Source organism: Candidatus Limnocylindrales bacterium, assembly GCA_035559535.1.
Classification (GTDB): Bacteria; Moduliflexota; Moduliflexia; order Moduliflexales; family JAUQPW01; genus JAUQPW01.
The window spans coordinates 114,582-137,230 of the sequence record DATMBG010000040.1; the positions used below are offsets into that span (position 1 = coordinate 114,582).

At 45.8% G+C, this 22,649-nt stretch carries 14 protein-coding genes and 1 tRNA gene; 6 read left to right on the forward strand and 9 right to left on the reverse strand.

The features are described from left to right. Nucleotides 1–20: 20 nt before the first annotated feature. The 3 genes from VNM22_14595 to VNM22_14605 all read left to right on the forward strand — a co-directional run bounded on the left by VNM22_14595 (nt 21) and on the right by VNM22_14605 (nt 4,514). A complete protein-coding gene (locus VNM22_14595; GenBank protein HWP48391.1) occupies nt 21–1,346 on the forward strand; it encodes a M20/M25/M40 family metallo-hydrolase in 1,326 nt (441 codons plus the stop codon). 73 nt (nt 1,347–1,419) lie between these two features. Then, a complete protein-coding gene (locus VNM22_14600) occupies nt 1,420–2,469 on the forward strand; it encodes a Gfo/Idh/MocA family oxidoreductase (protein ID HWP48392.1) in 1,050 nt (349 codons plus the stop codon). A 773-nt stretch (nt 2,470–3,242) separates the two neighbouring features. Next, the gene (locus VNM22_14605) at nt 3,243–4,514 is read left to right on the forward strand and encodes a serine hydrolase domain-containing protein (GenBank protein ID HWP48393.1); all 1,272 of its coding nucleotides are present in this window, start codon (nt 3,243–3,245) and stop codon (nt 4,512–4,514) included. A 247-nt stretch (nt 4,515–4,761) separates the two neighbouring features. On the opposite strand, the gene VNM22_14610 is transcribed toward VNM22_14605, so the two are convergent. The 7 genes from VNM22_14610 to VNM22_14640 form a co-directional block, all read right to left on the reverse strand. After that, on the reverse strand, nt 4,762–5,091 hold the full coding sequence (locus VNM22_14610) for a hypothetical protein (protein HWP48394.1): 330 nt from the start codon (nt 5,089–5,091) through the stop codon (nt 4,762–4,764). A gap of 259 nt (nt 5,092–5,350) precedes the next feature. Beyond that, nucleotides 5,351–8,290 carry a hypothetical protein gene (locus tag VNM22_14615; GenBank protein ID HWP48395.1) on the reverse strand — a complete coding sequence of 980 codons (2,940 nt, stop codon included), beginning with the start codon at nt 8,288–8,290 and terminating at the stop codon, nt 5,351–5,353. Nucleotides 8,291–8,308: 18 nt separating this feature from the next. After that, nucleotides 8,309–9,673, reverse strand: coding sequence for an FAD-dependent oxidoreductase (locus VNM22_14620; GenBank protein HWP48396.1), 1,365 nt, complete (start codon nt 9,671–9,673; stop codon nt 8,309–8,311). Nucleotides 9,674–10,183: 510 nt separating this feature from the next. Beyond that, a complete protein-coding gene (locus tag VNM22_14625; GenBank protein HWP48397.1) occupies nt 10,184–12,910 on the reverse strand; it encodes a glycosyltransferase family 39 protein in 2,727 nt (908 codons plus the stop codon). A gap of 77 nt (nt 12,911–12,987) precedes the next feature. Continuing rightward, on the reverse strand, nt 12,988–13,959 hold the full coding sequence (locus tag VNM22_14630) for a glycosyltransferase family 2 protein (protein ID HWP48398.1): 972 nt from the start codon (nt 13,957–13,959) through the stop codon (nt 12,988–12,990). 186 nt (nt 13,960–14,145) lie between these two features. Next, a complete protein-coding gene (locus tag VNM22_14635; protein ID HWP48399.1) occupies nt 14,146–15,012 on the reverse strand; it encodes a UbiA-like polyprenyltransferase in 867 nt (288 codons plus the stop codon). Between the two features lie 5 nt (nt 15,013–15,017). Continuing rightward, nucleotides 15,018–15,527 (reverse strand): CBS domain-containing protein, encoded by a 510-nt coding sequence (locus VNM22_14640; GenBank protein HWP48400.1) that lies wholly within the window; start codon nt 15,525–15,527, stop codon nt 15,018–15,020. Between the two features lie 99 nt (nt 15,528–15,626). Here VNM22_14640 and ispE point away from each other — a divergent pair, with 99 nt between their 5' ends. Beyond that, a complete protein-coding gene (gene ispE, locus VNM22_14645; protein ID HWP48401.1) occupies nt 15,627–16,529 on the forward strand; it encodes a 4-(cytidine 5'-diphospho)-2-C-methyl-D-erythritol kinase in 903 nt (300 codons plus the stop codon). A 67-nt stretch (nt 16,530–16,596) separates the two neighbouring features. Further along, nucleotides 16,597–16,671 (forward strand) — tRNA-Gln (locus VNM22_14650). 518 nt (nt 16,672–17,189) lie between these two features. Here the strand turns inward: VNM22_14650 and VNM22_14655 are convergent. Further along, on the reverse strand, nt 17,190–17,477 hold the full coding sequence (locus tag VNM22_14655; protein HWP48402.1) for a GYD domain-containing protein: 288 nt from the start codon (nt 17,475–17,477) through the stop codon (nt 17,190–17,192). 1,194 nt (nt 17,478–18,671) lie between these two features. On the opposite strand from VNM22_14655, the gene VNM22_14660 reads away from it, so the two are divergent. Beyond that, nucleotides 18,672–20,219 (forward strand): glycosyltransferase family 2 protein, encoded by a 1,548-nt coding sequence (locus tag VNM22_14660; GenBank protein ID HWP48403.1) that lies wholly within the window; start codon nt 18,672–18,674, stop codon nt 20,217–20,219. Here the strand turns inward: VNM22_14660 and VNM22_14665 are convergent. After that, nucleotides 20,143–22,641, reverse strand: a complete 2,499-nt coding sequence (locus VNM22_14665) for a hypothetical protein (protein ID HWP48404.1) — start codon at nt 22,639–22,641, stop codon at nt 20,143–20,145. The genes VNM22_14660 and VNM22_14665 overlap by 77 nt on opposite strands. Nucleotides 22,642–22,649 lie beyond the last annotated feature (8 nt).

Genomic DNA, 22,649 nt, shown 5'->3' on the forward strand with positions numbered 1-22,649 from the left:
GCTTTGGGTTTTTCTTTATAATGGAGGAAATTGCTAAAAAAATAGATCGTTGGGTTGACACCCATGCCGACGAGATAATCGACCTGGCCAGTCGGCTGGTTCAAATCCCTTCAGAGAATAAGCCACCCGTTGGCTTTGAGCTGGCCTGCCAGAACTACTTGAGAAAAGTATTGGAAGACGCAGGGGCCCATGTGGATTATTTCTTTCCGGAAGAGGTCCCCGGCTTTAAAGAGAGTCCTCTTTACCTGCAAGGGCGTACTTACAAGGACCGCCCCAATGTTGTGGGAACATTTCCGGGAACCGGAGGGGGAAAGTCCCTCCTGTTAATAGGACATATCGATACGGTACCTATGGAACCCATGCCCTGGATCGAATCCTCTCCTTTTAGTGGTGAAGTAAAAAATGGTAAACTCTACGGTCGTGGGTCCTATGATATGAAAGGGGGCATGGTGAGTATGTTCTATGGCATTAAGTGCCTTCGAGATTTAGGGATTTCATTGAGGGGAGATGTCCTGGTGGAAAGCGATGTAGATGAAGAGTATGGCGGCTCTAACGGGACCCTGGCTTCCCGAATCCGGGGATATACCGCCGATGCAGCTATCGTTCCAGAACCAACCAATATGGTGGTCTATCCGGTCCACAAAGGTGGCAAATGGTGGAAAATTAATCTGAAGGGAACCCCGGGTAGATCCTTTAGTCAGGAAGAAATCGTAAATCCTATCCATCAAATGGCCGAAATCATCCAAATCCTTCGGGATTTCGAGAAGGAGAGAAATACCCGACCAGGTCCTGATATTCACCCGCTTTATCAGGATAATCCGAACCTGCTGGTGCATATTTGGCAGGTAGGATGTGAAGGGGCTACTTATAGCCCGGCCCCGGGGATAGATGAAAAGGAACATTTAAACGTCCTGACCGGAGCTCCCAGTGGTTGTTACCTCCATGTCTTTGTAGAAACCCATGAAGGAACTTCTGAAGAGGATCTGGAGAAAGAGTTTACAGGTTATATCCTGAACAGGATTGAGAAAAATCCCCTCTTTAAACATTCTAAACCTGAGTTTGAAAAGAAAATTCGATACCTGGAAGGAAGCCATATCCCCATGGATCACCCTTTGCTAAAATCCATGGAAAAAGCTTATCACTCTTTATCCTCGCGTCCTTTTACCGTCCAGGGGGCTCCCTACCAATGTGATGTATACCTGCTCAATCGTTATTATCGCGTGCCCACTGCCATTCTGGGACCTGGAGGGGCCAATGCCCATGCCCCGGATGAATACGTGCTTATCCAGGACTTGATTGATCTCACGAAGATTTTTGCCAGAATTATAGTGGATTGGTGTTCTTGAAGCCGTTCACCGTTTTTGGTTAGCAATGAATAATTGGCTAATTGTTCATTGTTAAGGGAGGAAGGAGGGAGTTATGGCCAGGAAGTACAGAGTCGCCGTGCACGGAGCCGGTTGGGTCTCCGGAGAACATATCAAAGCTTTTCAGAGTAATCCCCACGCTGAAGTCGTTGCTGTAAGCAGTCGAAAAGAATCCAGTGCCAGAGCTAAGGCTCTGGAAGCCGGATTAAAAGACGCAGAGATCTACACCAATTATGAAAAACTGGTAGCCAACAAAGATATCGACATTGTTTCTATCTGTACCCCCAACGATCTACATGCCCAGGAGACCATCCTGGCGGCTGAAGCCGGTAAACACATCGTGATCGAAAAACCGGTTGCTCTGAATCTGGAAGATCTGAAAAAGATGCGGGATGCTGTAAGAAAAGCGAAGGTCAAAACCGTGGTCAGTTTTGTCCTTCGCTGGAATCCTTTATTTGAAACCATTAAAGCTTTGCTGGCCGATAATGCAGTGGGAGATGTTTTCTATGTGGAGACGGATTATCAACACAATGTGGGTCCCTGGTATGCGGGTTATGAATGGGTTACCAAATTTGCCCGTGCGGGTGGGACGTTTCTTGCCGCCGGATGCCATGCCATGGATGCCTTACGATGGTTTGCCGCAAAAGGTCAGTACGAAACCATGGATATTGCGGAAGTTACCGCCTATGAAGGAGGGTATCGTCAGAAAGTCGATTTAGACTATCCTGGCTTTAGTTTGGCCATTGTCAAATTCAAAAACGGGGCTTTGGGAAAGGTGACTTCTAATTTTGATTGCATCATGCCTTACAATTTCCCCATCGAAATCCATGGTGACAAAGGAACCATCAAAGATAACCGGGTCTATTCCCACAAATTTCCAGGACAAAAAGGATGGGTCACCATCCCCACGATCCTTCCCGATAGCGGTGATGTAACCCACCATCCCTTTAAAGGCCAGATTAATCACTTTATTGAATGCATTATGCAGGATAAAGAATCCCACTGTAACCTGGAAGATGTGGTCAATACCCATGAAGCCTGCATTGCTACCATGATCTCGGCCAGGGAGAAACGAACGGTAAAATTGCCATTGATAGAGGATTAAAGAGATTGCCCTCTGGGGAGGGGTGACCCTGCGGAGTCCTCACGTAGGCCGCCTCCTCCTTTTCTCCTTACTCCCGGCCCCCATACGCACCAGGATAAGAGTGAGATCCCTGAGAGGGTCCCCTTAATGTCAAACGAGACGTTTAACCTACTAACCTTTCCCCGCTTTGCAGGGGAAGGAACTTTGAAGTGAAGTCCCCTCTTCCCCCACCCCTTCCCTCCCCGTATGGGAGGAGGGGCTGGAGAGGGGTCGGGGGTGAGGGTCACTTAAACATTAAGCAAAATTAAAGTAACAAAGCAGTAATAACTAAGGGTCAAAAATTGACTTGAAAAATTCCAGATCGTTGGTTATCCTTCCCTTATTGCCGTAGAGCTTATTCATCCCGGGGAATATATTTTTTGAAATCAGGAGAAATCCAGGGGTATGGAACAATCCATTCTGGGAAAAGTACAGGTACTGCCTTTCGACAAGCAGCGGGAAGTTTTAGACTCTGTTAAATTCCTTCGGCAAAGGGCCACCGGGAAACGACCAGGACGAAGTATAAGGGAGATGCAGGGGAATTCTGTCCTCCGTATTCCCGCATTCCCCTGTCTCCGCGTCTCCATATCCCCCTGTCCTCGCGTCCCGGGAGTGGCGGGAAAGAAGTGGGGCAAATTTTTGTTCGATGGGGTAGTTCGGTGGTGACTCCTTCTCACTGCTCAATTTTTCCCTTAGAGCACCGCGTGAAGTAAAAATTTCAGGCGGTTGTCTACTGGAAAAGGAGGTTAACCCTTATGGAAAGATTATCAATAAATCGGCGAATTTTTCTAAAGACCGGAATAGCCTTACTTGCAAGTGGGGCCACCACGGTTATGTGGAGTAAAAGTGGTAATGCAGGATCTTTGAAAGAGAATGTAGATGGGTTACTGCGAAGTGCTGCCGACGCAGGTGATATTCCAGGTGTGGTGGCCATGGCTACTAACCGGGACGGCACGATTTATGAAGGTGCCTTCGGCCAGCGCATACTGGGTCAAAACATCGCGATGACCACCGATACCGTGGTTTGGATTGCTTCCATGACCAAGGCCCTTACCACTGCTGCAGCCATGCAGTTAGTCGAACAGGGAAAGCTTGAGCTGGATAGTCCTGCGAGCCGCTGGGTACCGGATCTTGCTAACGTTGAAGTGTTGGAAGGTTGGGATGCCAGTGGCCAGCCACGCACCCGTGCCCCTAAACGGCCCATTACCCTACGCCACCTGCTCACGCACACGGCGGGGTTTTCCTACGAGTTCTGGAATGCCGATATCCAGCGTTACCAGCAAGTTAAAAATATTCCCGGAATCGGAACCTGCCAGAACGCCGCCTTACGCACACCCCTCGTGGCCGATCCGGGTGAACGCTGGGAATACGGTATCGGAATCGACTGGGCGGGAAAGATGATTGAGGCGGTAAGTGGGAAACGATTGGGGGTTTATCTGCAAGAAAACCTCTTCAATCCCCTCGGCATGAAGAATACGGCGTTTAAAATCACACCGGAGATGCGGGAACGCCTGGCCAGGGTTCATCAACGTGGTAGTGACGGTAAACTTACCCCTACCGACTTTGCGATGCCGGAGGAGCCTGAATTCGAGATGGGTGGAGGCGGGCTTTACTCCACGGCCGGAGACTACCTCCTGTTCATACGTATGATCCTTAATCGGGGTAAAGGAAACGGTAATCAGGTGCTCAAGCCGGAGACCGTAGATCTGATGTCACGAAACGCCATAGGAGATCTCAAGGTCCGGATGCTTAAAACCGTGATGCCGGATCTGTCCAACGATGCGGAGTTCTTCCCCGGTATGCCGAAGAGTTGGGGTCTTGGCTTCATGATCAATGAACAGACTGCACCCACAGGTCGCTCGGCAGGCAGTCTGGCTTGGGCGGGCCTGGCAAATACCTATTTCTGGATTGATCCTTATAAAGGTCTAGGTGGGGTGTATTTAACCCAGATTTTCCCCTTTGCAGACACGAAATCACTACCGTTGTTCTATGCCTTCGAAAAGGCAGTGTATCAATCCCAGGCCTAATCGGTGAGAGCAAACGTGTAATTGAATCTAAAGCTGGAGGTGAAAGAAAAGGGTTCCCTATCTCAGGGTCGGGATCTAGAGGGGGATACACGGATATAAATATCCTACCCTCCCATGACCGCCTTTGGACAGACCGCCTTACCCCCTCTCCTGAAGTTTCAAGAGAGGAGATAAGGGGGATTGAGGGGGGAACCGGATCGTCCAGGACGTACTTCAATGTAAAACCGATATCCGGGCCCTGAAACCTTTATTTAGTCGCCTTTTTATATCCTAAAAGGACCGTAATTTTGGAACCTTCTCGAAGGTTTTTGGAAGCATCCGGGAAATGGAGGGTCAGGGTACCGGCATCGGTATGCACGTCTACCAAATCCTTTTTATCTGCAGAGGTGTAAATTTTTATAATCGTACCCGTCATCTCATGTTCGCCATCGTATTTTCCAGCCGTACCGGTTGTGGTTTCAGGTTTCTGGCCTGTCTGGGTTGAATAAGGCTGCTCCGATCGAGCAATCTGATTCATTCCCATCCAAACGGTTGTTACTATTAAAGCCAGAAAGAGGATAAACACTTTCCTCATCATATCCTAAACCTCCTTTTTAAAGGTCACTCCCTTTGAAGCATTGGCTTCAGGGGTTACCTTTTTTCTTTTTAAGGTTCTATTACAACCGAGAAGATTTAAGACGAGGAAACTACTTGAGGTACTACTTCCAGGGGAAACTACCTTGTGGTAAACCAGGTGCGGGATTGGGAACTGCTCAAAATAACCCTTGTCCTGAAATAACATTAAAGAAAAAGATTCTTTTTAGCAAGAAAAATTTTTTATCCCCTTCCTTTGAATCCTACTCCGGTTTTTCTATCTGGATACCGATAGGATAAACCTTTCTGGCCAGTAAGAATCCGGGATTCTTCCTGTGATAGACAAATGAAATGTTATCTATCCAGATATCGATTTTACCATAATAGCGGATCCGAAATTTAAAAGTATCCGCTTCGGCCAGGTGAAAATTTAAATTAAAATTCTGGTACATATCCGGTTCCTGAAAGGCCGTTCCTGTAACCTCCAACTGTCCTTGATCCTCCTGGTGATTGGCAATCACTTCCCAGGTGAAAATTTTATCGGCGAGTTGATTACTCTCTGCCTTTACCCGGAGACTCAACGTGTAATCTCCTGGAAGGAACTTTCGGTTGAGGAGAAAAGTCCAGGTTCCGGAAGACCCCGGCTCGGCTCCTATAAATACCGCCTTTCCTCCAGAGGCTTCTGGATCCTCCTGAATCTTACCGAGATTACCCTTTACCGACTCTGCTTCCACAGAGAAGGTCTCCCGGTTATCCTCTTCATCTCCGGGTTGAGCAGCCTGTAGAATAAGTGTATAAACTCCTGGATGATTCGGCGCAGGAAGGGGAATCGAGATCGATTTTTCTTCTCCACCATCCAGTCGGACCGTCACCTGCTGGCCGTTTATAGAGGAAGTTTCGTCAGGCAAAGATGAAGTTTCTCTGGGAACTGCTTCAGCCTGGATATTTAACGTATGGGATTGAAAACTATCTTGATTTTTCAAAACTACCAGGGCAGTTCGATTTTCCTTTACTTGAATGGGAAGGGGGGTTTTCATGTTCAGGGTTATGAGTTCCAGCTCATAGGAACGAACTTTAAAAATATCCACTTTGGAATTACTGTAAACCTTCTCAAAGAGTCTAGGAAAGTGATAAAACTTTTGAACCCCAAAGGGATAGGAGGATTTTTCCCATTCTCCTACATAAACATAATCGATCTGGTACCTTTTTAAGATTTCTTGAGCTTCAACCAGGTTGTTGGTTTCAAACAAACGGGAGATATCTTTCTGCCGGTGATCGACTTTAGTCTGGGGGATTTGAAAGATACGGGAGTAGAACCAGTCGGATATGGCCGTTCTTCGCTGGCCTAACATAGGGACAAGGGTCAGGTAAGTAATCTTATACTCGGGAGGTAGAGATTGGACAACGGCCAACTCCGGAACTTGAGTCCTGATCCAGGTCACCGCCTGCATATCCTCTTCTGAGACATAATAGGTAAACTTCGTATTGTAGATATCAGCCAGATGACTCCGATCCATTAAAACGGTTAGAAGGGCCGGGAGGCTGATAAGGCCAACCCAGAAGTAAAAAGCCGGTCGAGACCATTTCTCATAGAGAAATTCTAAAGAAATAGCCGAGAAAATCAGGAGAGTCGCTACAAGTACCAGACCCAATTTTAAGCTTACATCGGATAAAAACCCTTTAAGGGCTACCGTAGAGATGACCGTAATGGTTAAAATAAGGAGAAGCAGAAGAAACAAGAAAGGAAACCCATAGGAAGGCCACAGCGCTGCTGTGCCTGTACCAGAGGAATGGAAAGGTATTGGTACCCCTATTTTTCCATTTTCCCAGTCCTCCCTCTTTCTGTTCCTTTTCCATACCAGGATAATACCCGGGATTCCAAAGATAAAAGGTGGGCCATAATTCATCAGGAAAACCAGGGGGCCATACTTTTTCAAGGCTCTTCCTACATGAATTATTAACCCGGTGTTGGGGTCTCGTATAAACATTCCAAGGCTATAGTAAAGGATTATCAGGAGACCCGCTATGCCCATGCTCAGGAGGAAGGAAGGCCATTGTTTTTTAAATTTTTTACCTGACAGTAATTGTATTCCAAGGCAGAGTCCGTACCATAGCGTAATAAATAATCCGATAAATAAACTGTACCCCGCAGAGACTCCAACCATAAATCCGGTCATCAAAGCCAGGGAAGGACTTTGTAATACCCGACCCAGCGTAAAGATGGTTATCACTCCGAGAAGAATAGATAAGGATTGGAGGTGTTGAGGGCTATACAGGATGGAGCGAAAAAATCCATCCATTTGAGGCTCTCCCCAAAACCACCGGGTGAGCCCATCGAGATTGTAAGCCCGGGCCTGCTCTAAAAAGCTTGTAAAGGATCCTCCCAATACCCACCATAGGTAGATCGCTTCGTAACTATAGGCCCCGATCCCGATTAAGATGGTCAGAAACGGCACGATCTCACGTTTGGTAAAAAGTCGAAGGGTTGAAAGGAGCATGAAGAGGAAGAGGACATCTGACAACAGGGTAGACAGTACGGTGAGGGCCTTGATAGAGATCTCCATTCCTGTGAGACGATAAAATGTAGCAGAAGGGATAAAATAAAGCCAATAGTAGTGAAGGGTTTCCCCGGCAACCCAGGGATTTTGCGGGGGGATTTCTCCTTTAACGAGTTCGGCCGTAATAACCATCTGCTTCACCACATCTCCCAGGAAATACTTTCGATAAGCGTATCCGGCAGACGTTTTCTTCCCCAGATTGGCAAAGGGCTCAAAGGCCAGGGCCAGGGTTATCACAACGAGTACCCCATAGGAAATATAAGTCCGACGGTTCCACCCTTTAAGGGGGAGTTTAGCATGGGTTTGAAGCTCACGACCGGGGGACCACCGTCCCTCATCCCCACCGGTCGGGTTCGACAGGCTCACCCCCGATCTGTCTCTAAGGAGGTATTTAAAACTGATAACCAGCCAGGCCAGAGCTAAACCGATAAAGATCCAGATCGATAAAGAGGAAAAACCAAACAGGTAGATGAGAACAACGGCGATACCGGAACTCAGAAAATGGCCCAGAAGGAAACCGTAGGCAATGGCTTCAGGATGTTTTCTTATATTTTTTCCGCAGAGCCATAACCCCAAGGGAAATCCCGGAAGACAGAACAACAGGAAAAAGCCGAAATAGGATATCAATTTGAGGGTTGTTTCCATAATCGTCTCAGCGGCTGATCAGGCTTTAAAGTACTCATCTTTCTCGGCCATGGCATGTCCGTAAGAAAGATGCCTTGCCATATCCATAGACATTTTCATGGAATGATCCGAGTTGTTATACCAAAAAGCACCGGTTCTTCCTAAGAGCTTTAGATTTTTGAAAGGCTTGGCAATTCTAGCTGCCTGGGAGAAGTTCTTCCGATAATCGAGGTCATAGATGGGGTAACTATCCCGAATCCGCTCGATATGTACACCGAAGATACAGTCTACCCTGGGAATGAGTTTAACCCGAACCAGATCCTTCTGGATCTGGGGAACCAGACTTTCCGGAGTTTTCCATACTTCATCTCCTTCCAAGCAGGTTACCTCCACACAAAGTCCGGACATTCCTTCTGGAGCCATATAAGGGGCCATTTCCCTGGTAATCGAGACCCGGCTCATACGGAGATCCGCTCCACCATAATAAATCCACTGGGCTCGTTGGAGAGGGTCTCCCTTCATTTTAAGGTTATAACAGATGGTGGAAAGGTATCTGATCCTCGGGGCAGGCTGGGCCAGAAGTTGAGCTAAATTCAACAAATTTCCACTCCAGACCACATAATCAGGTCGTAGTCGGGTTCCATCTGTCAAAAGAACCTCAGAGATCCTATGGTCTTGTATATTCAGTTGGGAAACCGTCGTCTGGAGAAGGATCTTCCCTCCCATTTCACGAAGTCTGGCCTCTAACTTTTTACAGAAAGTACCAAACCCGCCGTAGCTCGGATAGATAAACTCCGTTTTAACCGGTGCAGGCAATAAAACCGTCTTTACCAGATCCAACAAGGACTCTGATTTAACCCGCTTGTCGATTATTGCTCGATTGATACCGGTCTTAGCCCAGTCTACATGGACTTGTTCACAAGGAATCTGCAAGAATTTTTCCGTGTAAGGTTTAAAAAACAAACGATAAAGGGTTTCTCCATAACGGGACCGGGTATATTCAGAAAAGGAATCGTTATTTTGGGCTTCACGTTTTCGAATCAGATCGATAAAAGACCGGATCATAATCGAAGGCGGGAGTTTAAATAAAGCTTTGGAATTAAGGGGCCAGTCAAAATATTTACCAAACATATAAACACTACTGGCTCGGGTTACAATCAGGTGATCCCCCTGCAAGATCTCATGGAGAAAAGCAAGAACTTCTTTATCATCGGTATGAAAACGTTTAGGCCCGATATCAAAGATAAAATCATCGTATTGAAAGGACCGTGCAAGTCCTCCCACGGTTTTGTCGCGCTCAATAACGGTAACCTCCCACCCTTCCTTTTTAAGAAGGTATCCTAAAGTCAAGCCGGCGACTCCTGCGCCCACAATGACAACACTTTTCGAAAAGGATTTATTCATAGGGCTTCAAATTCCAGATTTCAGATCAGCTTAAAATGAACCGCTTACCTTTCATCTTGACGACTAGCAAGTAGTAAGTAGCAAACAGTCCCCATCCTCCTCCCCTTTCTGGGGGTAGAGTTTTGGGAACTGACTCTTCCGACTCCCATACGCGCCAGGATAAGAAAGTTAGCCCTGATAGGGCAACCTGGGGATAGCCCCTGACTTACGCCAGGGGAAACAACATCCTATCTATCAAATGGGGACGTTTGACCTATTAAGCCCAGGCGGAACGACCTGTTTCACAGGCTGCTGCTACGGAGCTTGAAAAATTCTAAATTATTGAATCCCCCGACTTGTGTCGAGGGCTACCGACTGTTCGTTCCGGAGGGGCTTTTCAGCTTAACCTGGCGCCTATGCTTCCGACTTCCCTTCCCTGCGAGGGAAGAGGAGAGTTGGGACCCCGGCAATCCCCGAGTACCCCTTCCCGACGTGGGAAGGGGAAGGTCAGGGAGTTAAGTTAGAAAAAACCTATTCTTGAAAGGGGTTGTGGAGGGGGCTACTCACCAACTTATTGACAATAACAGGTTGCCCATACCACAATCCTTTCGTAAACTCAACCCGAATTCGATCGATCCAGATATCCGCTTGGCCATGGGAAAGTACTCGAAATTCCAGTTTCTCAAGATCTTCTAAGTAACAGAACAATTCAAATTCTTCATAGGCCCCCGGCGTTTTAAAATCCCTCCCTTGGAGATCCCGGATGGCCAGGGCCTTCCTTCCCATCTCTGAGGTTACGTCGATTCGGGCAATGGGTAAATCTTCCGTATTATCGGAAGTTTTCAATCGAAAAGCAACTTTAAGGTATCCTGGTGGATACCTGAGATAAGGGCCGAAAACCGCATAATTCCTATCCCGACCGGTTTTGGAAACCTTCCAGGCAATCCCGTTATAGGCTTCAGGATCCTTCTGTTCTTCCCCAATCCGATGATCCAGATATTCAGCTTCAAATATATTTTCATAGGATGGTAAAGTAAAGGCCAGGAGGTGATAAGATCCCGGGGTTACCTCCCTGGATAGGGTAACCTGACCGATTTCACCGGGTTGAAGAGAAATTGAAGAAGATGCTAAAGCGATTATATCTCCCGAACCTGAAGGATTTTCTAAATCTAGAGGGTTCGACACGTTCTCCTCGGATTTTAAAGGAGAGGGATGTAAAACCCAACCAATTTTTACATCTCGCCGATTGGTATACTCATTGTTTCGGACAAATAAAGTAACCTTTAAAGGACGGGCAGGCGAAAGAGAAAATCCCCCTTTTTCTATTTCCCCACTCCCCCCTTCTGGGTCTTTTTCCTCAGAGATCCTGATCTTTTCGATGGAGGGTTCCACCAAAGAGTAAAAGTAAAAATGGGAATCCTTGATGGGATAGACTTTTTCTAAAACGGCCCTTTGCATTTGTGGAAAGAATTGTCGGTAGTAAAATTTAACCTCCTGGTTATAAGCTCCCATGAAAAGATGGGTTATGGGATAACGATCGAAGGTATTTCGATAGTTAAAAAAGTTTTCATAAACATGGATAGCCCGATGCCTGTTTTCCAGGCAGATGGTGGGAGCCCCCAGGCCGGCGATAAAGGCATTTTGCAGCCTATTTCCCAGCTCCCGAGAAATATCCCGAACGGTATATTGAGGATAAGCTGCCCATTCATAATACTGATAACCATTGATAAAAATCGTAGCCATCAGAGGTAACAATAGAAACCCCGTGAAAAAGGCTCTATGAGGAAGAATCCAGCTCTGCCCACCCCATTTCTTAAAAATCGAGGCCATCGTCCCGATAAAAATTACAGAGATCAACGCCGAAATCCCCAATCCTCGCTTCCAGGTTAAATCGGGAAGCTTCAGAGAAAAGACCCCGGCGAACCGATAAAGAAGAGGGATCACTCCATAACTCAGGAATACGGTCAACCAGAAGATCAAAAAGGGTATCGATCCAGGGGATAATCGTTTTTGAACTCTCCAGGATCTTAATCCTCCCCAGGCCATCATGGCTCGTGCAGTCAGGGCGCACATAGGAGGAATGATGGGAACATAATAACGTACGGGGCGATAAGTTATTATCGCAAAAAGGAAAAAGTGCATGAGATACCAGCAAAGCATAAAAAGATCGACGGGATGAAGCCGTCGGTTATCTGCTATCGGTTCTTTGTCCGGGATTGTTTGCGGATGGTCATGGAAGAAAAGATAGATAAAATACCCTATACAGGCAAAGGAAAGAAAAAGCTCAAGGGGGGTTTTCATGAAATAACCAAAGAAGGGGAGGTGGGAGATATTAAAAAGTATCTGGTCCAGGGATCGGGGTGCCGATTGTTGTTTATAATAGCTCATGGCCTGATGGATGGAGGGAAAGTAGCGGAGATAAAAGAAAGTATACCAGATGAGAAAAGGAACCAACATTCCCAGCAGAAGAGAGGTAAGGATACGAAGATAAGAAGGCAGAGGCATACGGGAATACGAAGACCTGGAGACGGGGGGTTGCGGAAGAATATGAAAAGACAGAAGCGTTGCCAGGAGGGGGACAGGTAGAAGATAGGGGAGATTCTTGAAAATATAGGCGGTAAAGCAACTGACCCCGGAGAGGAAGAAATAGATCAAAGAGGCTGTATTCTGAGATACAGAGCTACGAAAATCCGGGGGTACGCTCGTTGAGTCTGGTTGTAGAGACGGATTGTGTGCTTCGATCTCTTCCCATCTCCCCTTGTTCCAGCCTCTCTGCCAGAAATACGCCGACAGAATCATAAAAAAAACCACGGAGGTCTCTGTAAGCCCGGGACGGTTGAACATAAGGAAGAGATAGTTAAAGCCCAGGAGAAATAAAGCCAGGGAAGCTACTTTTCGCTCGAAACTTTCCTTAAAGGTCAGATAAAAGAAGATAAGACTCAGGCTACTGAAAAACAAAGGAACCAGACGTACCTGGGCTATTCCAACACCCGCCATATAGAAAACCAGCCATTTAATGTAGGCCAGGATAGGGCTGATATAAAAATCATTCCATTCATCGAGATCCCACTGACCAAAGAGAATTTTATTTCGGGCTCCATGGGCCAGCATCCCTTCATCAAAGAAAACCCCACCGCTCCAATCTAAATTGGCCGGGGGGTCTGCGGTTAAGTGGATAATCCGAAGCGAAATAAGAAAAAGAAGCAGAAGAAGAATCCCGCAGGAAGATGATACGTATTTTTTGCTCACCCATCGCATTGAAGTAACACCCAAGATATCAAACGAGGACGTTCGACCTTATCAAACGAGACGTTTGATCTACCAAACCCCGGTTTTTACCCATCAGATTTCATTTCAGAGTCTTGCCCTTGGGGAGATCCTAAAATACCCCGCACGATATATAAAGGGCGATTCTTAACCTCATCATAAATACGTCCCAGGTATTCGCCGATGATGCCAATGGTAATAAGTTGGACACCTCCGAGGAAACAAATCATGATAATGGTTGTGGTATAGCCGGGAACGGTGGTATTGGTAAAAATTTTCTGAAAGAAAGTTCCCAGACCATAGATCAGACTAAAGGCAGAAACCGAAAACCCGGTATAAGAGGCAAAGCGGAGGGGTGCATAGGAAAAAGAGACAAAACCATCCAGGGCCAATTTCATCAATTTGCCCAACGAGTACTTAGACTCTCCCCCGAATCTTTTGTCCCGTTCGTAAGGGATTCCGATCTGGTTAAAACCCACCCAACTTCGTATTCCACGAACGAACCGATTTCTCTCCGGAATGGAATTAAGGAGCTTAACAATTTTTTTATCCATCAGGCAGAAATCTCCGGCGTCCAGGGGAATTTCTATGGTTGAAACCGTTTTTAGCATTCTATAAAAGAGTGCATACATGATTCTGAGAAAAATATGCTCTTTTCTCTTTTTTCTGATTCCATAAACAACCTGATAACCTTCTTGCCACTTTTGAACGAACTGGAGAATGATTTCGGGTGGATCCTGAAGATCTGAATCCATCACCACTACGGCATCTCCGGTGGCATAATGAAGACCTGCGGTAACAGCCGTTTGATGCCCGAAATTCCTGGAGAAGAGGATGACCTGGATTCCGGCATCTTTCTCACACAAACTCTGGAGAATCTGAACAGACCTATCTTGACTTCCGTCATCCACAAATAGGATTTGATAGCGGACTCTCAGTTCTTCAATGACCTTTTTGATTCGTTCATATAATTCCAGCAGAGTTTTTTCCTCGTTATAAACCGGAATAACAAAGGATAATTTAAACTTCTTATTTTCCACAGATTGACTTTCCATATAAGAAAATAAACAAAGCGTAAAATACACTGAAAGTCAAGGAAAATCCAGGATATTTCACAAATTCTTAGGTAATTTTTACGCCTGTTTATAGATAAAGAGTTTCACCAAATTCTCCAGACCGATTAGTCCTCCGGCCAGGGATCAAGGACGTTGAAGATAAAAACCGAATTACCCGTAAATCGCCACATCGGTTAAGGTAATAAGAAAAAACAGGATACTAATCACTCCATTGACTTTAAAGAAAGCCAGGTCGATCTTTGAAAGATCCTCCGGTTTGATCAACCGATGTTCATAGATGAGTAATCCGGCTATTACGGAGAGACCTACGCCATAAATAAGGTGCCGATGGGATAGAAGACCTATGGCAAAAAAGCAGAGGAACGTAACCCCATGGAGGGCCCGGGCCAGGAGCAAAGCGTTAGGGATTCCGAACCGTTGGGGAATCGAATGGAGTCTGTGCGTGATATCAAACTCATAGTCCTGGCAGGCATATAAGATGTCAAATCCTGCGATCCAGGTTAAAACGGCCAGGGTTAATAAAAGAGGAACCCTATCGAGGCTACCTGTCAGGGCCAGCCAGGCTGCAGAAGGGGCGATACCTATAGCAGTTCCCAGGAAGAAATGACTGGTCCAGGTAAATCGTTTGGTATAAGAATAAAAGAACATCAGGAACAGAACCACCGGGGAGAGCAGAAAGCAGAGGCGATTGAGCTGATAAGCCGAAAAGATGAAGAGCAAAGAGAAGAAGACAATAAACAGGCTGACTTCCTTTTTAGATACAAGACCTCGAGGTAGAGCGCGATTTTGCGTTCTGGGATTTAAGGCATCGAGGGAATGATCAACCAAACGGTTAAATCCCATGGCAGCACTTCGAGCCCCCACCATAGCCATCAGAATCCAGAATATCTGCTCAAAGGTAGGCAAGTGTTCTCGAGAAGCCAGAACAACGCCACTCAAGGCAAAGGGAAGAGCAAAAACCGTATGGGAAAATTTAATCATCTCCCCGTAAATCCGGATACTCTTATAAACCGACATAAGGTTTAGAGGGCCTGGTTGACCAGACGTAGGTCAAAGAGAATATCTGAGATGGTTATAAACCCGATCATTTTATCCCCTTCAATAACCGGAGCCCGGGTTATTCCCGTATTTGCAAAGAGCCTGGCCACATACTTGATATTAAGATTAGGTGTCACGACGATAACCGGTTTTGTCATGACTTCATGGACTTTGACATGATAGGCATCTAATCCCTTAGCAACAACCTTATAGGCCACATCTTTATAGGTAATGATACCATACCCATCCTGCTCATTTCGTCGCTCGACAATCAAGCTTCTAATCTTTTTCGCTTTCATTAACTCAACAGCATCTGCCACCGTAGCATTTCCATCAATGGTAACAACGTTTTTCGTCATTATGTCCCGTGCGGTTGCCATAATCTTCCCTGGCTTTATAGCTACCAAAGCGCGCAGGCAGTAAGATTTAAAAATCAAAAGACAAAGGTAAAAAACCCCTGTGCCTTTGACTTTCCCGGCAGCTTTGCAGCTCAAGCATAACCCCTTATAAAAACACAAAAATTTACCTGACCGATTGTTTATTAAATAACTCTACCCTTTTAAAAGGTCAATTCAAAAATAAGAGTTCTTGGGTTGACAGAGTTGGAAATTATCCTTAATTTACTCAGCAACATGAAAGAGCTTGTCCTTAAATCTCCGGCTAAAATTAATTTAGGTCTCCAGGTTTTGGGAAAGAGGTCCGACGGCTATCATGAAGTTCGGACGATCCTTCAAGAAATTGAACTTCATGATCTTCTCTACCTGAGCCGGATCGAAGAGGGAATACAACTCCAGTGCAATCACCCTCGTCTTCCCCTCAATGAGCAGAATCTGGCTTTTAAAGCCGCCCGACTCATCAAGGAAAAAACAAGGTTTTCGGGGGGGGTTAAGATTTACCTGGATAAAAAGATTCCCATAGGCGGAGGGTTAGGGGGTGGAAGTAGTAATGCCGCCTGTGTTATTAAAGGATTAAATCAACTTTGGGGCCTGGGACTTACTCGGGAGGAGATGCAAAATTTGGGAGCAGAAATCGGTTCCGACGTTCCATTTTTTATCTCTGGAGGAACGGCGCTGGCTACGGGTCGGGGAGAAAAAATTCAACAACTTCCCTCTTTTCCCAAGACCTGGCTTATCGTGATCACTCCAGATGTGGAGATTTCGACCTCGTGGGCTTATAAAAATTTAAATTTGGAGTTGACAAATTGTTCTACAAATAGTAACGTGATTTTGCCGGAAGATGAGAGGAACAGGTGGTTTTCCCGAGTATGGGAAGGTAAGTGGATAAACGCCTTTGAAGACCTAGTTATCCGCGAGTATCCGGTTGTAGGGGAAGCTAAAAAACTTCTTGAGCAGATTGGGGCCAGGTGGGTGTCCTTATCCGGTAGTGGATCTTCTGTATTTGGAATCTTCAACAATCAAGGAGAAGCGGAGCTGGCCCGTTCCCAGATAACAGAAAGTACGTGGTTTGTATATCTGACCCACACGGTAGAGCGGTAACTTGAGAATAGTAAGCAGTTATAAACTATCCAACTGCGTAACCCCGTTTTTCCATTCTCATTCTTATTGGGGCGTCGTCAAGCGGTAAGACACAGGATTTTGGTTCCTGCATTCGGAGGTTCGAATCCTCCCGCCCCAGCCAAAATTGGACGTAAGCTGTCTACGTGCACGTCGTTTTCGGCATAGCGAAAGATGGAAAGCTTTCCTGCTATGACGAAGAATATAAGAGCCAACCTGTTGACCACGTCCTGCATCAACCGAAACATCCCTACTCCCTTCACCCGTCATCCAAGGCGATTTGCTCATATGTGACGAGAATAGGGGTGCAGGGTCCACCTCTTTTTGAACCCCTTCATACTTCCAATGTAAAGTGGTTTAAAGTGTCAGACCTCTTAAGGAAAAAAGCCATCTATTTTACTATTTTCCGTTTGATTCATCTTGGGAAATTCTCATGACCAGTCAACGAAACTTTTTTCTCTAAATTAGGAATAAAATTACTAAATTTCGTTTATTTAAATTGAGTCTAGTAAAGCATGTCGTATTCAAAATAAAGAGGAGTGACCGGCCGGTCACTCCTCGGAAAGGCCCTACGGCCTGTTCAATCGGAACTGGTATTACCTTGTAAGCTTCCTTTTTTGAAAAAAAGTGACGCCTTGCGGACTAAAGCATTGCAAGAAATTCTTTCCACGGTGTCGCGCTTAGTGTCTCGGTGGTCGAATGTCCATAGGCCCGAATAATCATGGCTGCTTTTTCAACTTGCCGGGGGTCATCCGATTCAACAATATCAACTACATCGAAGCGCCCCAGGGTTGCAAAACTATCCTTCCAGACCACACCAGGGCACTCACTCTTAATTTTTGCAGCCACGGTATCGGCTAATTGCTTAAGATCCTTAGGATCTGCAAAGGCTTCAGGGGAAAGCCGGCTCAGAATAATATAAGTTGCCATCTGATACCTCCTTTTAAGTAAGCTTTAAAGCCTGTGTGGTTCGAAGTTACCCTCAATGTCCTGCCCATATGGATCTGCAGAAATCTGATGGCAGGAGCCCTTTATAATCCCTCCGAACTCTTTGCTTCGTCATATCTAGCTTTTCCTGTATGGCTCTATTAGTTTGAGCTATTTCCTCATCCGCTATTTTCGCCCCAACCGGAGCAAGGACGGGCTGTTCCACTTTCTCTGCTTTCTCTATCTTCACTATCTTTTCAACCGCTTTCGGTACGGGCTCTCTTGAGCACTCTAAATTGCCCCGCAACCTCCTTCTTAACGGCTTCGATTCGATCGTCAGCCTTTTCTTGATCTGATCTGAGTCCGATGGATAAATAGGTGTCTCAACGGCAGGCAGGTACTACAAGGAAGAGCTTGTATTCTGCAGGAGGTTCTATGGGCAAGTTTACGGAATGTCCTCTCCCTTTGAACCACACAAGCCTATCAACTGAATAGATTATACCATTTTTTACCCCTTCGGGGGTGGGTGTCAATGAAAATGTAAGGGAGCTGCGGAAGAGCTTGAGGGGAGGGGATTTCCAAAGGAAAACTTTCCATTGTTTAACATCTTTGACCCTTCCTAAGCCGGGATAACTCCCTGAAGACTTAATTTTATAGGTATTATAATGATTTTTTAGTTTATATATAAATAATTACTAATAAATTAACTTAAAAATTAAAAACTCCCTTGACATTAAGATGACTTATCTTAATTTTTTTATAGTTACAAAATTATCTACTTAATTACACATAAAAAAGAAATTATAAGAAATTATAACTATATTTTAATATTTTAATCGGTTTAATAAATTTATTCCCTGTTACTGGGATTTAAAAAACAAATTTTAAAGTTCTCGGCGCGGTAGCCAGACATTGTCATAAGCGCCTTTTTTTACCTGATCAAATCTTTACCATCATCGGTTAATTCCTCTCCCCCTATGGCTGTAACCCTGGAGGTAGTCTACCCTTTGCTCTCAAGTAAAAACTACCGATCCTATCAGTCAGTGTATTTTTATATCTATTAAGATAATAATATATCTAATATTATCTTAAATTTAAAACGGAGACCCTGTGGCTATGAAATCATCTGGAAGAACCTTTATATTTTTAACTTCTATTTTTTTGTTTACTTTTTTTAGCTCATTTTGGATGTATGGCATGATTAACTTCTCATCCAGTAACCTCTTCCTGGCCGTTTTTTGGATGTCAGGCTTTGTGATTTTAACCTTCAATGTGGGCTATATGTTCATAAGCTCCCTGGTATCTTTTCTCCTGAAAGAAGATCGTCTAAAGGAAAAGGATCTCTGGATCCTTCCCCCTACGGCGATTGTGTATGTTGTCCGAAATGAGGAGGAAGAGGTTTTACTGAACAGTATGTATGGTTCCTTTCGAGATAATTTTCGAGAGCAGGTAGACTTGTGGCTGCTCAGTAATTCGGACTTGGAAGAATACATAGACGGTGAAAAAAGGGTCATTTCTACCCTGAGGAAGTATTTTGGTGAGAACCGGGTCAGATATTTCCAGACCCGAAAGAATCCCCTGAGGAGAAAACATATATGCATTCAAGAGTGGTTAGCGGCGTATCCAGAGTATAAATACTTTCTGGTCTGTGATGCAGACTCCAGGCTTTCTTCAGACTCCCTGCTCCGGCTTGTCCAAAAAGCCGAGCATCCCGAAAATAGAGATGTGGTAGTCTTTCAATCTCAGATAAACATCCAGGGAGCCACAACTTATTTTGCGAAGTTTTTAGGATATGGTCAGGATATCTGTCAGAGGATTTATGCAAGGGCCAGCCAGAAGGTATTTCGAAGAGGTGTCTCCTATGGGAGCGGTTGCCTTATAAGATGTAGAGAGTTTAGCGAAATTGGGGTCCCCGATTGGGTCTTGAGTCATGACATCTGGGACACGGTACTCTTAGAAGAAAAAAAATACCGGGTAGTATTTTGTGGAGATGTCAAGACCTTCGGGAAGTTTCCAAGCAATTATGTGGAGTGTTTGAAGAGGAATCGAAGATGGATTATGGGTACGTTGGAGAGCCTTGGAATTATTCTACGAAAGAAAATTTCCACAGGTACCAGATTCATGGCCCTTTATCCCATCTATATTTATCTTTCTCAGCCGATTTTCCTTCTCTGGATTATAGCCGGATTCTTCCTGGACTCGAAGTTATGGGACACCCTCTTTACAGTCCAAAGATATGCCTTGCTGGGAGCTAACTATATGGATTTGGAGATGGGTTCCCATCTGTTTATGACCCTCTTCATTATTACCGGTCATCGATTTATCAAATGTAAAAATATCAAGGAGATGGGAATGGTCTTCCTTGAATTAACGATCTCCTTACTCATCTGTCTGAATAGTATCTTTTTTGATTCCCTAGTAGTTTTTGAATGGCTTCTTAAAGGGAAAAAAGGGATGTCCTGGGTTCCCATGAAAAAAAAGGACGATCAACCTATTCTCTTCTCTATCGTTGCTCGAAAGTTGTGGCCTACGACCCTACTTGGAATCGCAGGCCTTATCCTGGGTTCTATTTATTCTCCCGTATGGGTTACGGTCGTGATACCCTTTCTCTGCAGTTTTATCTTGGGTATTCCGGTAACCTACTTAACTGGAAGACCCATCAAAGGTACTACCAGGGTTGAGGACCAAAGGTATCTTCAAATCCCACCCGACTTAAGTTCGATAACGGTAAGTTCTTCCGGCTAATTTCATGGTTGATGGGTTCTAAGGGCTCTGGATAGGCATAACGAAGGATACGCTCAACAGCTTCCCTGTAGCCCGGTACCTGATAAGTAAAGTGGAGGAATGTCCGGCCACACTTAAGCCTTTGGAGTCCCTCGTAGATAGGTAAAACCGTATAGGCCTGGCTCAACGTTTCAAAGATGTAGCGTCCATCATCTGCACCTTTGTAATTCGAGTCATTCAGATAGGGACTTGCAACCACTTCGAATCCGTAGGGATCTTGACTGAAGTTGGGGTGCCAGTAGCCTTGAGAGTCGTTTTTAAGGAGCAAGATTTTCTCAAAATAAGCCTGTACCAGGCTATCCTCCAAAACATCCAGAGCTCCCATCCATACAAACAACCCATGGGGGGCAATGTGGTGGGGGGGATTCGTTTCAACAGTATTGGGAATGTTCGGTGGAGTGTATCGGCGGCCCAGAATATCCCCCTGGTGGGTTTGGGACATGGGATCTGAAAAACCGACTTGATCCAGATTGAGAAAGCGGGCATAAGCCAGATGGGAGCGGGCCGCCGGTAAAAAGGAGTACAGACCATACTGGCGTTCCCTGGGATCTCCAAACATGGGAAAGCCAGCCATGATCCGTTCAGCCCAGGTAAAGGCCGCATTAAACCAGGTACTCTCCTGGGTTGTAATGTCCTTCCAGGTTGCAGCCGGACGCATCTGGGTATCGAGAACCTTTGTAAACTCCGACCAGCTCAGACTCCCGGAAAGATAAGCGACGATTCCTACAATGCCCCCTTCATCGGCCCAGATAATCCATCGATGGGGACTCAGCCTGCCGGTCTTTGCGTTAACCAACATGGAAAGATAATGACGCCCGCTCTCCTGGGTATAAGCAACCCGGAAATTGAGGGCCTTCTTCAGCCTGGCAACTTTATCGACAATGGCCATATAGCCTTTCTCCAGCAACCATCCGTGAACCACGTTAAGGCTGCTCCAAAAGAGAGCACAATCCCCCACTGGCAGTTCTTCATATTTGTCACGGTAGGGAAACTCCACATCACTCCCATCCGGTAAGGGCTTTACCAGCGTGTAGTAGGGGTAAAACAGCCCATACTTGAACTGATGGGGGTCCCTTTGCAGTGTCAGCAGAGTATCCATACTCCTGTCGATCTTTGTCACGGCCTCTGCCTCTGAGATCTTTCCGATTTCAGAGGCCACGATCCAGGCCTGCAAAGTATACCCCCACTCCACAGGATTGGTATAACCGAATCGGGCCCGGTCGGTAACCTTCCAGGCACTCACAGGTAAACCGCTTTGATGGATGACCCGGGGGCTGAGGAAATAATTGAGGGTCGTGTCCATGATTTCCCTCAACAAGTTTTTGACCACCTCCGGCTGATCTGTACGCTCCATCAGGGCAATCCGGTCCCAGGTGACCGTTGTAGTACCGCTGGATCCCGACCCGGCATGTAAACGCCATTTGTTGAGACCTTCCTTCAAGACATCTGCAGGAACTTCTATAACCCCCGGCTGACTACGGCTCAAGGCTACCGTGCCGATCCGGTCCCATCGGGATCCCTCCCAACGCTCTAAACCCACATCCAAAGTGCCCTGCCCATCACTCCAGGCCACACTTAAATTCAATTGATGGGGTCTCTGGCTTTCTTCCCCAGTCAATAAAAAGAGAAGGTATTGATCCGGGTACCAGGTGTTGTTAATTTCCTTGGGGAAATCTCCATCACCTGCCAGGTCTACATTGATCACCAGATCATAGTCCTTTTGCTTGAACTCCTTCTCACTTCCGTCCTTGATCCCAAACGCCCAGGTAGGTTTTTGCGCCTGGGTCTGGAATTTAATCTGATCCCAGGTTACCGCGGTGGTTCCCCCCGTCCCAGAGTAGGCAACCAGCCGGATAAGGTTCTCACCAACCTTGAGAAAAGCCGGATGAAGGTAAATATACCCAGCATCGTGCATGCTGCAGGGAGTACGACCTACTTCTAACCATTTATGACCTACCCATATCTCTACCCCTACGTAGAGAACCCCTGAACCATTGCTCCAAACAGGCTCCAGGGTCAGGGTCAGTCCCTTATCCGCTTCGGCCCTGCTCAAATCAAAATAGAGATATTCCATGGAATACCGTAGAATATTTAATTCCTTAGGAAACCTGGAAACCGGATCTTTCCCAACATGGAAGTAGAGGTTAGAACCAGGTGGAGCAAATTCCCGATCACTTTGATCCTTTGTACCGATAACAAAAAGGGTTTTGACAGAACCTTCCAAAGTTTCCCTGTCTTCCTGGATATCCTTAATACCAGCCTGGAAAGATAGGTCCAGAAAGTCTATCCCCTTACAAGATGAAAAAGTACCGATCCCCAAAACTAAAATACCGGCGCATAGAGTTTTGAATTTGAACCTGAACAACGTTTGATTAAACGACATATAACTTC

Bases quoted from the DNA above. Each gene is read 5' to 3' on its own strand.
- VNM22_14595 (HWP48391.1), top strand. From the start codon at position 21: ATGGAGGAAATTGCTAAAAAAATAGATCGTTGGGTTGACACCCATGCC.
- VNM22_14600 (HWP48392.1), top strand. From the start codon at position 1,420: ATGGCCAGGAAGTACAGAGTCGCCGTGCACGGAGCCGGTTGGGTCTCC.
- VNM22_14605 (HWP48393.1), top strand. From the start codon at position 3,243: ATGGAAAGATTATCAATAAATCGGCGAATTTTTCTAAAGACCGGAATA.
- VNM22_14610 (HWP48394.1), bottom strand. From the start codon at position 5,091: ATGATGAGGAAAGTGTTTATCCTCTTTCTGGCTTTAATAGTAACAACC.
- VNM22_14615 (HWP48395.1), bottom strand. From the start codon at position 8,290: ATGGAAACAACCCTCAAATTGATATCCTATTTCGGCTTTTTCCTGTTG.
- VNM22_14620 (HWP48396.1), bottom strand. From the start codon at position 9,673: ATGAATAAATCCTTTTCGAAAAGTGTTGTCATTGTGGGCGCAGGAGTC.
- VNM22_14625 (HWP48397.1), bottom strand. From the start codon at position 12,910: ATGCGATGGGTGAGCAAAAAATACGTATCATCTTCCTGCGGGATTCTT.
- VNM22_14635 (HWP48399.1), bottom strand. From the start codon at position 15,012: ATGTCGGTTTATAAGAGTATCCGGATTTACGGGGAGATGATTAAATTT.
- VNM22_14655 (HWP48402.1), bottom strand. From the start codon at position 17,477: ATGGCAACTTATATTATTCTGAGCCGGCTTTCCCCTGAAGCCTTTGCA.
- VNM22_14660 (HWP48403.1), top strand. From the start codon at position 18,672: ATGATTAACTTCTCATCCAGTAACCTCTTCCTGGCCGTTTTTTGGATG.
- VNM22_14665 (HWP48404.1), bottom strand. From the start codon at position 22,641: ATGTCGTTTAATCAAACGTTGTTCAGGTTCAAATTCAAAACTCTATGC.